The sequence below is a fragment of the Cupriavidus sp. 10L45 genome (genome assembly GCF_056395225.1).
The window spans coordinates 336,736-349,829 of record NZ_JBFTJC010000002.1 but is presented as its reverse complement, the minus strand read 5'-3'; the positions used below and the strand labels follow the sequence as shown (position 1 = coordinate 349,829).

Here is a 13,094-nt window from a genome sequence, read left to right as displayed (position 1 = left end):
AGCCGTCGCGCGCGGATTGCCCCTGGCTTGTCAGGCATCGGGGGCGGCTTGAGTTCGCAGGATGTGTGCCATACGCCATACGAGGCGAATGCATCACTTATTGACGTTTTTGTCTCGATTCATGGATTCAAACCTGCTATCGACGCATGCAAATCTCGCTTGTGAGACACTCGCCGTCTCCCCATCGAGACAACGAGATCGGCAGCATGCAGAAAATAGCGGAGCCGGGCGGTGCCCTGCTGCTGGACTACGACTACGTGGCGCGTCGCGCCATGGCCTCGCTGTTCCGCACGTTCGAGAATTTCAGCGAAGGCACGTTCGTCGTGGACGACCACGCGCGCGTGGTCTGGATCAACAAGCGCTACGCGGCGCGCTTCGGGTTTTCGAACCCGCAGGAGGCCATCGGCCGCGACTGCGAGCAGGTGATTCCCAACAGCCTGATGCGCGAGGTGGTGACCACCGGCAAGCCGATCCTGCTCGACATCCTGGAGACGGACAGCGACACGATGATCGTCACGCGCCTGCCGATCAAGGACGACGATGGGCGCACGATCGGCGCGGTGGGCTTCGCGCTGTTCGACGAACTGAAGTCGCTGACGCCGCTGTTCGCGCACTACTCGCGCGTACAGGCCGAGCTGGCCGCAGCGCGCCGCTCGCTCGACCAGGCCCGCCGCGCGAAGTACACCTTCGCCAGCTTCATCGGCACCAGCCCGGCGGCGCAGGAGGTCAAGCGCCAGGCCCGGCGCGCGGCGCGCGTGGAGTCGCCGGTGCTGCTGCTTGGCGAGACGGGCACTGGCAAGGAGTTGCTCGCGCATGGTATCCACGCCGGCTCTACGCGCGCCGAGCAGCCTCTTGTCACCGTGAACGTGGCGGCCATTCCCGAGACGCTGCTGGAGGTCGAGTTCTTCGGCGCGGCGCCGGGCGCCTACACGGGCGTGGACCGCAAGGGCCGCATCGGCAAGTTCGAACTGGCGGACGGCGGCACGCTGCTGCTCGACGAGGTGGGGGACATGCCGCTGATGCTCCAGAGCAAGCTGCTCCGGGCGTTGCAGGACAAGGAATTCGAGCCCCTCGGCTCCAACCGCATCGTGCGCGCCGATGTGCGGATCATCGCGGCCACGTCGGCCGACCTGCCGGCGCTGGTCGCGGCGGGCAAGTTCCGCGCCGATCTCTACTACCGGCTCAACGTCCTGACGATCGAACTGCCGCCACTGCGCGAGCGGCGGGCCGACCTGCTGCTGCTGGCCAACGCGATCATCGAGGAACTGTGCATCAAGGCCGATCGCAACCCGCCCGGGCTGCGCCAGGACGCGTTGCAACTGCTTGGGGAATATGACTGGCCCGGCAACGTGCGCGAGTTGCACAACGTGCTGGAGCGTGTCGTGATGCTGTGCGACGAGGATTCGATCGACGCGACCACTCTCGCCCCGCTGCTGGACCGCCGCTTGCCGGCGACCCTGCCGTCAAGCGTACCAGCGAGCCTGGAAGCCCCCGTCGCGCCGGCGAAGGTGACGACGGTTGTGCCGACGGCACCCGAACCCCCGCCGCAAACCTACGCGGCGGCGATGGCCGGCTTCGAGGCCGCCTTCCTGCAACAGGCGCTGGACGCCTGCGGCGGCCGGGTGGCCGACGCCGCCACGCGGATCGGCATCAGCCGCGCCGCGTTCTACAAGAAGCTCGCGGCGCTGAAGCCGGCTTCGGTGACCTGATCAGGCGACCTGATCAGCCGCCGATGCCGAGCAGTTCCACTTCGAAGTTCAGCGTGGCGTTCGGCGGGATCGTACCCGGCACGCCGCGTGCACCGTAGGCGCTGGCCGACGGGCAGGTCAGCTTGGCCTTGCCGCCCACTTGCATCTTCTGCACGCCCTCGGTCCAGCACGGAATCACGCGATTCAGCGGGAACGAGATCGGCTGGCCGCGCTTGTACGAGCTGTCGAATTCCGTGCCATCGGTCAGCGTGCCACGGTAGTGGACCTTGACGGTATCGGAAGCCTTGGGCGAGGCGCCCGTGCCCTTGGTCACGTGCTGGATCACCACGCCGGACGGCAGCGTCTCGGAAGCCGGTGCGGCGGCCTGGGCAACGCCTGCGCCAGCGAGCGTGACGGCGGCAAGAATCAGGGAAAGAGTCTTCATGGGAATCTGTCGTGTCAGTGTGTTTGGAAATTGGCGCCGGCAGCGCGCGCGAGGCCAGCCGGCAGTGTACCCGAGGCATCATCCGACCACGAACAGCCCGACGATGAAGTACGCGAGCGAGAGCGACAGCGCCAGCGCAACCAGCACCACGGCAATTCCTCGCCATGGCATCGTGCGGCGGCGCCGCTCCGGGTTGGCGACCGAAGCTGGCATCGTCTCCTCCGCCTCTGCCGGTACGAGCGCCGGCCGGACGCGCGGCGCGGTGTCTGGCAATGGTGCGCCGTGCTCGTCCCGCAGCCCCCGGGCGACCAGCGCCGCGATCACCGCCAGTGCGTGCGTGCCCATGTCCGGCGCTTCACGCAAGCGCAGGATCCACGTCCGGCATTGCTGCCCGGTATCGGCGCTGCCGTAGTACTCGCGCAGCAGGCTGTCCTGCAGCCATACGCCCCGGCAACTGCCCGACGCGCCCTGCACACGACTGCCCGCCTGATCCAGCGCGGTGCAGAAGCAGTAGTGCACCGCCTGCACGGCGTCGACCGGCAGGTTCACCGCGTTGCCCGCCCGCCGCAGGTGGACGAGCTGTTTGCGGGATTCGCGCTTGAGCCATTCCATCCGCGCCATCGACTTCAGCTCCGGCGACAGTTCATCGAGGATGCGAAACAGCGGCTGGGCGAGATGGAGCAGGAGATTGCCTCCCCAATAGTGGGTCATCCCCAGTCCTTCTCTGCGCCGGAGGCGATCATGGCGTGCCGCCGCGCGGTATCCGCCACGGTCCAGTAGTCGTCCGCCATGGCCGGCCCTTGCGCGTGCGGCGATGGCGCCGGCTTCGCCGTGGGTGCCCGGTACGCATAGGGGTTGACGCCATCGCCGCCGCGACGGTCCGGGCTCAGGTAGCGGCCGATGTCGGGGTCATAGACACGCCGGCCGTGCCAATGCAGCCCGGTTTCGTCATCGGCGAACTGGCCCGCGAGCCGCAGCGGCTGCCCGCCGGCGACTGCCGGGCCATCTTGGGCCAGCAGCCGGCCCAGCGCCGTGTAGCGGCCAGACCAGACCTCCGCGCCCGCCTCGTCGGTCAACGCCACGGCGGTGCCGGCGACGTCGGTCTGGTAATGCAGGAACCGCATGGCCCCGGGCTGGCCGGCAGCATCGAGCGGCTGGTCGATGCAGGTCAAGGGCACGTCGCCGCCAGAGCCTTGCCCCGCCGGCACATAGAGATAGGTCCGTACGCGGTCTGCCTCGAGTATCTGCCGCAAGGTGTCGTCGTGCCAGACGAAGCGCGTGATGCGCGGCGGCGTGGCTGGCAACGCGCGGCCCGGCGCCTGCCGGACCGTCACAGTCCGCTCGATGCAACGGCCCAGCGCGTCGTACTGGTAGCGCACGAGCCGGTCGCGCACGCGCACGGCAATCAGGTGGCCTTCGGCGTCCCATTCCAGTGCCATTGCGTCGCGATTGCCTGACTTCGCTATGACCTGCCCCCACGCGTCGTACTCATACCGCCAGCCCGCAAATTCGGTCAGCCGGTGATTGTCACGCCGCACCGGACCCACCAGGCTCCGCGATGGGTCTAACTGCGTGCCCGCGCCGTCCCAGCTGAAGCGTTCAATGCCGAGATCGTCGGTCACGCGCCGCAGCAGGTTGCCGCTGCGGTCATAGTCGAGGTGGGTGGTGCCATATCGGTGATCGACGGTCTGTACTACCTTGCCGCCAGCGCCGTAACTGACCGCGCGCCAGAGCCGAAGATCTTCCGGCACGATCTCGCGCTCGGCGGTCTCGCTGTGCAGCACCGCGCGCCACCACAGCGGCGCGCCGATGGCGTCGTAGCCCGTATAGGTCAGCAGGTCGCCCTGCATGCGAACCACTTCGCGCTGCATGGGGTCGAAAGCAAACTCCGTGACGTGCTGGCCGTCGATCCCGATTAACGTCACCACCCCCGTGTCGTCGCGCGTGATCTGCACGGTCTGCTGTTGGGGCAGCAGCACCCCAATCAGGCGACCGGCGTCATCGTAGCCAAAGCGGAGCTTGCTGTGCGGGCCTTCCTCGGACAAGGGCTTGCCCATCTCGTCATGCGTGTAGCGGACGGCTGCCTCGACGATCCCCAGCGCCTCGCCCTCAGCGGTGGGCGTGCGCGACACGGCCTGGAGATGACCATCGGCGGCATAGTCGAACCGATACCGACTGTGCGTGGTGTCGCGCCCCACGAGACGGCCAAGGGGATCGTACGAGTACACCTCGCGCCGCACCTGCCCGCCGGCACTCGCTGTCAGCGTGGCGAGCGCGCCGCTGTCCGTGTAGGTGAAGTCCTGCGTTACGCCGTTCTCGTCGGTCGACCGGCTCGGACGGCCCACAGCATCCCATTCGAACGTCTGGACCGCCCCATTGCCGCTCGTGGTGCGCACGCGCCGGCCGTGCGCGTCGTAGGCATGCGCGATTGCGTGCCCCTCTTCGTTGATCTCGCGCAGGACACGACCGCGCCCATCTCGCTCCCACGCCCGGCCCTGGCCGTCGGCGCCGACATACTGGGTGCGCTGACCGAGCGCATTCCAGTCATGACGCTCATCGCTGCCATCGGCGCGCGTCAGCTGGAGCGGCCAACCGTGGCCGTTGCATTCGAAGCGTGTGATGCCGCCCGCCGCGTCGCACAGCGCGGTGACTCGGTTGTCCGCGCCATAGGTCAGGTCGAAGGTACGGCCCTCCGCATCGGTCTGCCGGATCACCCGACCGGCGGCGTCCCGCTCGAATTGAACCGTTGCACCGTCGGCGCCGGTGCGACGGATGATCCAGCCGTGCGCGTCGTACACCGTGGCCACTTTGCCTTCCGGCGTATTGTGCTGCGTCGGCTGGAGGCTGTCATCGCGAATCCACGACCAGTTCTGGCCGGCGGAATCTTTCACCATCAGCGGCTCGAGCGTGCTGAAGGTGTAGTGGGTCTGGCGCCATCGGCCGGCGGAATCGGTCTCCTTGACCACGCGCGAGAGGTTGTCCAGTGTGAGCACGATCCGACGCTCACCCGGCAGTTCCAGCGCGACTGGCCAGTGCGAGCGGCTGTACTGGAACGCATACTGCCGGCGATCGAAGTCACGGAAGCCGACCACGCAACCGCGCGCGTCGTAGCGCCAGCGCGCCGTGTGCCCGAACACATCGGTGACGTCGCAGGTGCGCGATGCAGTGTCGTATGTGAACTGTTCGCGTGCCCCGGCATCGGTGCTGCGCTCGACCACACGCGCGCGGTCTCCATCGGCCTCCCATACGTAGCGTGTCACGCCGCCGAGAGCGCCGGCTTGCTCGACCATGCGCCCGCCGCGGTAGCCGTAACGCCGGGTCGTGGCACCCGTGCGGTCCTCGACCCGCGCGAGCCGTTCGTCATCATCGTAGTGATAGTGCACGAGCATGCCGGCAGGCCCTGTCCCTACACGCTCGATGGCGGACAGGCGCCGGCTGTCGCCGGCATAGTGCATCTGCAAGACGTCACCGCACGTGCTGCCAAGCCGGTCCAAGCGTCCCGAGGCATCCCGGATGCAGCCGATGCGTTCGCCGGCATAGTCCTCGATGTACTTCAGCCGCGCGATGCCTTGCGCGTCGAACTTCTCGAAGACGCGATAGCACGGCGTGAAATCGGCCACGACCATCGTGCCGTCCGACAGGCACGCCAGGTGCAGCCGTTCGGACAGCACTGTCACGCGCGTGCCAGGCTGCGGATCGGGCACGTCGATCATGCGCCCGTGCTCATCGGCGTAGATCAGTCGATCGCCCTGCCGGTGCAGCGTCACCTCCCAACGCACGCGCCAGCCGACGCCCAGCGCCCCTTCCGCGGCCAGTGCGCCGGAATAGAAGCGCGACCAGCGCAGCGGCAGGCGCGCCGGCAGCGTGAAATCCGTCTCGTGCGCCGGGAGGCAGATCTTGTCGCCAGACAGGACATCGATCTCGCCCCACAGCAGGCCGGACAGCGCGCGACGAACACCGTACCGCGCCGCCATCTCCGCTTCGTGACCATGGAATCGCCCGGCAAAAGGACGCGTTGCCACGGCATCGAGTTCCTTCGCCCGGAGCAGGTCGAGCAGGCTGCCCAGTTCACTGATGGCCGACATGTCCGCCCTCAACCCCCGACGAATACGTTAGGGGAGCCATTCGCGACTGGCGCGCCGCAGCCGGACACGCCGCCGACCATGGAGGCCGGCATGTTATTGATGAATACCGTGGACGAGCCTTTCGCCAATGATCCGCCTCCGTGCAGCGAGCACGAACAACTGCTCCCGCACGCGATAGCGGCGGGCACCCCGTTGATAAAGACATTGCCGGATCCCGACGTGATCGACCCTCCGTGGCCGATCGCGTCACCCAATCGCGCAGCTGGCGTTCCCATATGTGCTTCCTTTCAGAATCGAGTGATGGCCCGGTGACGGATGTCACCGGGGCGAGCAGATTCGCGCCTTCCGCCGTTATGGCTCTGGCGTCGTTGGCGTCGGCGTCGGAATCGGCGGCGTCGGCGTCGGTGGGGGCGGGGTGGGCGTCGGCGACGGTGGCGTCGGTCCGGTTGGCCCAGTCGGTCCGGTTGGCCCTGTCGATCCGGTTGGTCCAGTCGCGCCAGTTGGCCCTGTCGACCCGGTTGGCCCTGTCGACCCGGTTGGCCCTGTCGACCCGGTTGGCCCTGTCGACCCCGTTGGCCCTGTCGACCCCGTTGGCCCTGTTGGCCCTGTTGGCCCTGTTGGCCCGGTTGGCCCGGTTGGCCCGGTTGGCCCTGTTGCCCCGGTTACGCCGGTTGCCCCAGTTACGCCGGTTGCGCCAGTTCCCCCCGTTGCTCCAGTCGCCCCCGTTGCGCCACTCGGCCCCGGCGGTCCCGGTATCTGCTTGGCATTGGCGCGGGAGCCGAGGCCGAGCATGGGCACCACAATCGGTACCGACGGTGCGGCCAGGCCGATCGCGAAGAAGCCACCGCCACCGCCTCCGCCGCCGCTCTTCTTCTTGCCGTCGCCCGGGTTCAAGTCCAGTTGCGTGCCCTGGATGACAATCTTGTTGCCCACGAGCTTGATCGTTCCGTCGCTGGCCATCGACAGCGACGATTCCCCGCAGGTCAGCGACAAGGCCGAACCGGCACTGACGGCCATCGCCTTGCCGATGCTCACCAGATAGGCGCCGCCCACCGAATAGGTCGATGCCAAGGCCACGTTGACCGCCGATATGCCACCGATGCTCATGGAATAGGCAGCGCCGACGGTATGGACCGATCCGCCCGCCACGTTGGTGGCATACAGTGCGCCAACGCCAAGGTTGAAGTTGGCACCCACGCCCATCGCCAGGTCCATACCGACGGTTTTCGTCTCGTTCCGCTTCGTCAGGCTGACCATGTCGCGCTCGGCCTGCTGGTAGAACTCCTCCATGCCGGCCTTGTCCTCGAACCGGACGCCGTTGTAGTTGTCCGGCCCGCCACCTGGCGTCTGGCTTTTGAAGCCGCTCTTGGTGGCGCTGGCGGGCAGGTCCCAGGGCGGCTGCGTCGCATTGTTATAGAGACTGCCAGTGACCAGCGGCCGATCCGGGTCGCCATTCATGAAGTTGATAATCACCTCATGGCCGACGCGCGGGATATAGATGCTGCCGAACTTGGCGCCGGCCCAGGCCTGCACCACGCGCACCCAGCATGAGTCCGACTCGTCGTTGCGCGCGTAGCGGTCCCAAAGGAAACGCACCTTGATGCGGCCGAATTCGTCAGTCCAGACCGTGGAGCCCGGCGGGCCGACCACGATGGCCGATTGCGGACCGTGGGTATTGGGCTTGGCCGTCGTGCGGGGCATGCGGAACACCTCGCTGGTGGGCTGCACCTCAAGCTCGTTCCGGCATTGGTACTGATAACCGGCTCCCGATTCGTCGGCAACCTCCGTCAGCATCAGTGTCGATTCCACCACGAGATACTCGCGGTTCGCCCCACGGTGCGCATGACGGGCGAGCACGAAGGTCTCGCCACAAGCCACGCCACGGACGTTCCCATGGCCGAACGCGCGCACACCTTCCGCGCGGGCCTCTTCCATGCGGACACGACTGATCATGTCGCCATGACGCGCGTCAGTAAAGTCACTCGGCCATTCGAACACGTCCCGGTCGGCCCATGTCGTGCGGCGAGGCTGCTGATTGGCTTGCAGCAGCCTCGCCCGCGAACGTGTGAAGTCGTAGTCGTCCACTTCCACGCGGCCGGTACGCAGCGCCTCATGCACGGAGAACGCCGCGATGTGTTCGATGTCGATCTTGTCGTCGTTCGGGTGGTATTCGATCTGGTGATAAGACTCGCTGCGCACGCGGCGGTGCGCACCGATGTGGTCGCACAGCACGAGCCGGTGTTTGCCGTCCGAATGCTCGAAGAACCAGTAGATGCCCCATTCCTCCATCAGCCGCTGGATGAAGTTGAAGTCCGTCTCGCCATACTGGACCTGGAACTTGCGCGGGTCGTTGCGCTCGGATTCGCTCGTCAGCGCGTACTTGCCCACGTCGAGCCGCTTCTCCACCGGGTAGGGATAGTCAGCCAGAACGTCGTCGATGATCTCGAGTACGGTCTTGTCCTGGTATATCTTGAAGTCGTTGGTCAGCGTGGCCAGCCACAGCCAGGGCCGCAACACCACGCGATAAACGTTGTACCGCCCCTCCTGGTGCAGGTAGCCGGCAGAGACCACAAGCCCGCTGATCTCGCGCGTGCCGCGCCCCACCTGCTCGCTGGGCGCCTTCCCGCTTCCGTCGATCTGGATCGAGAGCGTCATCTCCTTGCCGACCAACGCCTTCAGGTCAAGGTTCGCGCTCGCCGCCAGCGGCAGCTGGTAGTCGTCCGGCGTGCGCAACTGCACCTCGTACTCAAACAATCGGCCAAGCCGCTCCGTGCCATGGACCTGCAGGAACTCAAGGGCCGGCAAGCCGGCCACCTTGGGCATGGCGGCGCTGCGGATCGCCACGGTACGATTCTGCGAGGCAACGCCGTTCAAGAATTCAGTAGCCATTTCTTCCCTATTGCAATCACCAGTCTGTTTCCATCGTCGTCGGCACGGCCGGCGCTACGCGCCTTTCGGGCAGGCGAAACCCCTGAGAAGCTGGCCGGACAACGCATTCGCGTGCCCGCCCGTCACGAGTTCCAGTGCGGCATGGCGATCGTCGAATGTAAAATCCACGACCATGCGGCTGGCCGAGGCCGTGCCAACTGGCCGCCCTCGGTCGATCAGGCGGAACAGCGCCCACGGACCCGATGTCACGATCGTCGACGTGTCGGGCCGGATCTTCGGGCTGGCCGACATGCCGGCCACCGCCCCGCCGCGTGGGCCCGGCCATCCGAGCTGGAATGTCACGACCGGGCCATGTGCATAGCGAATCTGCTGGCCGTCGATGTCGAGCGAGAGTTCCAGAATCTCGGGGTCGAGATTGGCCACCCGGGCGTCGACCTTCCACGCCATGCGCTTCCCGCCCGATTCGCGGAAGAACGTCTCGCGGATGGCCGCAGCCCGTTCGAACGGCTCCAGGCTCGGCCCGTGGACGGGCGGCATGCCCGGGCTGAGCGCCTTGTAGCGCCAGGGCCGCGAACTGGTATCCACGTTCGGCGCGAGCGTCCGGGTGAAGAAAGCATCCAGCAGGCCATCGGCCGCGAAGATGTGGTGGAAGTCTTCAATGTCCACATCCTGGCTCGCCCCTGCCACGAACGGATACTTGCCCGCGATCGCCCGGCGGCACGCCGCACCGACCGATGATTCGAGTTGGGATGCCAGCAGCGTGCCAACGCCCGCGTTGACCTTCTGCGTCACCTGGACCGATATGCCGGCCAGCACGGCGCGGAATGGCGCGGGGAGCTTCTCGGCTTCCAGTTGCAGCATCGTGCCGATGTCGACCGCCGGCGGCATACTGTTCGCCGCAAGCGCGGCGCCCGCCACGGAAAGCCGGGTGTACTGCTCACCCAGCAGCGCCATGATGCCGCCCAGCTGGAGCGCATTGCCCCCGGAACCGGCCGCCGCCACCGGCGCGCTGGCGGGTGTCGTGCCGGCACCCGAATCGGCGTGCCCGGTCACCACTTCGCGCAGCGCTGCAAAACGGTTGTCGACCAGATCGCGCTCCACGCGGCGCAGCCGGTTCGTGCCGCCAAGCGCGGATGCAGCACTGGCAGCCCGTGTCACCGTATGGAGCCGCGCGGACATGCCAGAGGCCGTGACGACCTTCTGCGCGGTATTGACGCCATCATCCTCGTCATCCGCGACCGACAGCGATGTCTCGCGTATTGCCGTACGGGCCAGTCGTGCCAGCGGGGAATCCGCTGAAGACAGAATGCGCAGGATCTGAAGATCGAGCACAGTTGAACCACCCTGCTCCGCCGCGTCCGGCATCGCGGGCCGCACGCTTTCCAGGAAACGCTGCCAGTAGTTGGCGTAGTCGATCAGGTATTGACGGCGGATGTCCTCCGCCAGCGGCGAACTGGCCATCAGCGTGGCGACGTCCTGGCCGTAGCCAGCCTTCGCCTGCAACTCCGTACGCCCCATGATCCAGGCATCCGCAGGCTGAGCCTTGACAAGGAAGTGCGCCAGCCGCCGCGCGAATACCTTGTGGTAACCATCGTATGTGTAGAGGCCGGGCACGCCCTGCTCGAGCAGCGCGCTGTCCGCGAGCGTCAGCACCGAACCGGCCTGCAACCCCGCAGCGCGCGCCAGGGTGATCGGCTCGGGCGCCTCCTTGGCCATCTCCGCCATGGCTCGTTCATAGAGCCGTCGCGGCGCCGGGTTGCTGCTCAGGTAGCGACGCGCGCGGTCCACGAGCAACGCGTTTTGTGGCGTGCTCGGCGACAGGTCGTCGCCATCGAACAGCGCCTGAAGGTGCTGGCGCATCCGATGGGGCTCGCCGAACGCCGCGCTGCTGTCCGACTGCTCCCAGTCCTTGAGCACCCACGCCTTGAACACTGCGGCGTCGAAGTGCTTCCTGTCGTACAGCATCAGGTAGGCCGTCAGGGCGCTATAGACGCCATCGGGGTCACCAGCCTCCATTCGCGCATCGAGCGAATCCTCCAGACGCCGTACGACATGCGGCAGCAGCATCTGGCGCAACAGGATGGCGTAGGTGCTCCCCGAGGCATCCATGACGGGGGGTGCGGCGTAGAGCCCGTACCGATAGTCGAAGCCAGGATTGGCGAGATCGAGCTGCCCGAGGTGCGGCAAATCTGCCGACGCATTCAGCATGCCGGGCAAGGCCGTCGGCTCGCGCCGCTTGCGATAGCCCTTGACCCGTTCGTCAAGCGCGGTCACCTTCGCCTCGATGGCTGTCAGATAAGCGTGATTGTTCTCAAAACTCGTGGTGAGCGCATAGACCAGCCAGCCACACACCACGACTGACGCCAGATAGCTCGCTGCGCGCATCGCCCGGAAGCGGAGTTCCCAGCGCTGGTTCGGCCGAACCAGGTGTGCTTCCGGCACGATCACCTGCTGGAACAGGTTGTGCAGGAAGTAGCTGCGATAGCCGGACATCTCGGCGCCCGCGGCACGCGAGGCCTCCGCCTCCGCTCCGGTTTCACTGGGCACCGAGCGGACCCCGCCGCCGCGCAGCCGCTGGAGCAGCGTGGTCTTATCGGCGGCAATCGTTACGTCCGACTGCATTGCGCTCGAGAAGTACACGCCGCGCAGGGCACTGTCGATCTGCGTGCTGTCGTAGCGTGAGTCCATGAATACGAGCGACACCACATCGAGCACCACACCGGCCAGGCAGCCGAATTCCGCCGGCAGCGCGTAGAGACGCTTGCGACGTTCGGTCTCGTACTCCTCGATCAGCCGATTGTTGACGCCCGCCTCCAGGCGGTCGACAAGCACCCCGACTTCCTCGACGCACCGTTCGCGCAGATCATTGACACGACGTGCCGCACCGTCTTCCGGAGCGGAGACCGCGATGCCCCATACCTGGGCACGCCCTTCCGCCGTCAGTGACTGGAAGTACTCGCTGAAGCCTGGCAGCACATCGACCTTGGTCACGAGCACATACACCGGGAAGCGAATCCCGAGTTCCTTGCGTAGCTCGGTCAGCCGGGTGCGCAGCGTGGCCGCGAGAGCGATCCGCTCATCGGCCGACTTACCCAACAACTCCGAGGCGCTGAGTGCCAGCACCACGCCATTGACGGGCGCGCGCGGCCGGTGCTTGCGCAGCAGGCCCAGGAAGCCCATCCACTCCGTCTTGTTGCGCTCGGGGTCCTCCGTCTCGCCGGCGCGATGATCGGCATAGCGGCCGGCCGTATCAATCAGGACCGCCTCATTGGTAAACCACCAGTCGCAATAGGTCGTCCCCTCCGGCGCCTTCAGCGAGACGGCATTCATCTGGTCCGCCTCCGGGAACTCGAGCCCGGAATTCAGGGCGGCAATGGTCTTGCCCGCCTCCGGCGTGCCCAGCATCATGAACCACGGCAGGTCGTAGAGCTGGCGGTCACTTTCGAAGTACCGCTTCAGGCCAAGCCCGTGCCCGTGAATACGCCGGATATGCTGGACAGCCTTGCCGACAATGGCGCCAAGCACGTGCAGTTCCTCGCGCGGCCGCGCGGCCGCGTCATCGGACGAGCCGAAGATGCGCTTGACTAGGGCCTCGTTGTTGCGCAATGCGCCCCACAGACGCCAAGCGCCGTAAACCCCATAGGCAATGACGATCAGCACGATGCAGATCGTGCGCGTGCCGTAGGAGGCCAGTGGACGAACCTCGCCGAATGCGAGGAGCGGGCCGAGATGCCACAGCAGCACGCACAGGGCGGCCACGGCGAGCGGGCTATACGGCCAGCTACGCAGCCAGCATACGTACAGCGCGACCAGCATTACGATGGCCGTCACCCGTAATGACAGATCGCCAAGAGGATGATGGGCACCGAAGGCGAGCCAGGGGCCGAGGAACCAGACGGCGAGCCCCAGCGCCACGATGGCGAGGAATGCCAGCATCGCCTTCGAGAACAGGGGAGAGAAGAAGGTCTTCAAGTTATGCATGCTGCT

7 protein-coding genes are annotated in these 13,094 nt (G+C 66.6%); 1 reads left to right on the top strand and 6 read right to left on the bottom strand.

What is annotated here, in order from left to right; genetic code table 11:
- The first annotated feature begins 206 nt into the window (after window positions 1-206).
- Window positions 207-1,709: a sigma-54 interaction domain-containing protein gene (locus AC1DFU_RS05035; RefSeq protein ID WP_092293775.1), complete on the top strand. Its 1,503-nt coding sequence runs from the start codon at window positions 207-209 to the stop codon at window positions 1,707-1,709.
- 13 nt (window positions 1,710-1,722) lie between these two features.
- On the opposite strand, the gene AC1DFU_RS05030 is transcribed toward AC1DFU_RS05035, so the two are convergent.
- The 6 genes from AC1DFU_RS05030 to tssM form a co-directional block, all read right to left on the bottom strand.
- Window positions 1,723-2,133 (bottom strand): FKBP-type peptidyl-prolyl cis-trans isomerase, encoded by a 411-nt coding sequence (locus AC1DFU_RS05030; protein ID WP_092293777.1) that lies wholly within the window; start codon window positions 2,131-2,133, stop codon window positions 1,723-1,725.
- A 78-nt stretch (window positions 2,134-2,211) separates the two neighbouring features.
- Window positions 2,212-2,844 carry a DotU family type IV/VI secretion system protein gene (locus AC1DFU_RS05025; protein WP_092293779.1) on the bottom strand — a complete coding sequence of 211 codons (633 nt, stop codon included), beginning with the start codon at window positions 2,842-2,844 and terminating at the stop codon, window positions 2,212-2,214.
- Window positions 2,841-6,218, bottom strand: a complete 3,378-nt coding sequence (locus AC1DFU_RS05020) for a DUF6531 domain-containing protein (protein WP_441591287.1) — start codon at window positions 6,216-6,218, stop codon at window positions 2,841-2,843. Before AC1DFU_RS05020 ends, AC1DFU_RS05025 begins: the two co-directional genes overlap by 4 nt.
- An 8-nt stretch (window positions 6,219-6,226) precedes the next feature.
- Window positions 6,227-6,493 carry a PAAR domain-containing protein gene (locus AC1DFU_RS05015; protein WP_092293783.1) on the bottom strand — a complete coding sequence of 89 codons (267 nt, stop codon included), beginning with the start codon at window positions 6,491-6,493 and terminating at the stop codon, window positions 6,227-6,229.
- 76 nt (window positions 6,494-6,569) lie between these two features.
- Entirely contained in the window at window positions 6,570-9,107 is a 2,538-nt protein-coding gene (locus AC1DFU_RS05010; RefSeq protein ID WP_441591286.1) for a type VI secretion system Vgr family protein, read from the bottom strand.
- Window positions 9,108-9,161: 54 nt separating this feature from the next.
- A complete protein-coding gene (tssM, locus tag AC1DFU_RS05005; protein WP_441591285.1) occupies window positions 9,162-13,088 on the bottom strand; it encodes a type VI secretion system membrane subunit TssM in 3,927 nt (1,308 codons plus the stop codon).
- Between the last annotated feature and the right edge of the window lie 6 nt (window positions 13,089-13,094).

Coding starts and splice junctions, on each gene's coding strand:
- AC1DFU_RS05025 (WP_092293779.1), bottom strand. CDS start 2,844: ATGACCCACTATTGGGGAGGCAATCTCCTGCTCCATCTCGCCCAGCCG.
- tssM (WP_441591285.1), bottom strand. CDS start 13,088: ATGCATAACTTGAAGACCTTCTTCTCTCCCCTGTTCTCGAAGGCGATG.
- AC1DFU_RS05035 (WP_092293775.1), top strand. CDS start 207: ATGCAGAAAATAGCGGAGCCGGGCGGTGCCCTGCTGCTGGACTACGAC.
- AC1DFU_RS05015 (WP_092293783.1), bottom strand. CDS start 6,493: ATGGGAACGCCAGCTGCGCGATTGGGTGACGCGATCGGCCACGGAGGG.
- AC1DFU_RS05030 (WP_092293777.1), bottom strand. CDS start 2,133: ATGAAGACTCTTTCCCTGATTCTTGCCGCCGTCACGCTCGCTGGCGCA.
- AC1DFU_RS05010 (WP_441591286.1), bottom strand. CDS start 9,107: ATGGCTACTGAATTCTTGAACGGCGTTGCCTCGCAGAATCGTACCGTG.
- AC1DFU_RS05020 (WP_441591287.1), bottom strand. CDS start 6,218: ATGTCGGCCATCAGTGAACTGGGCAGCCTGCTCGACCTGCTCCGGGCG.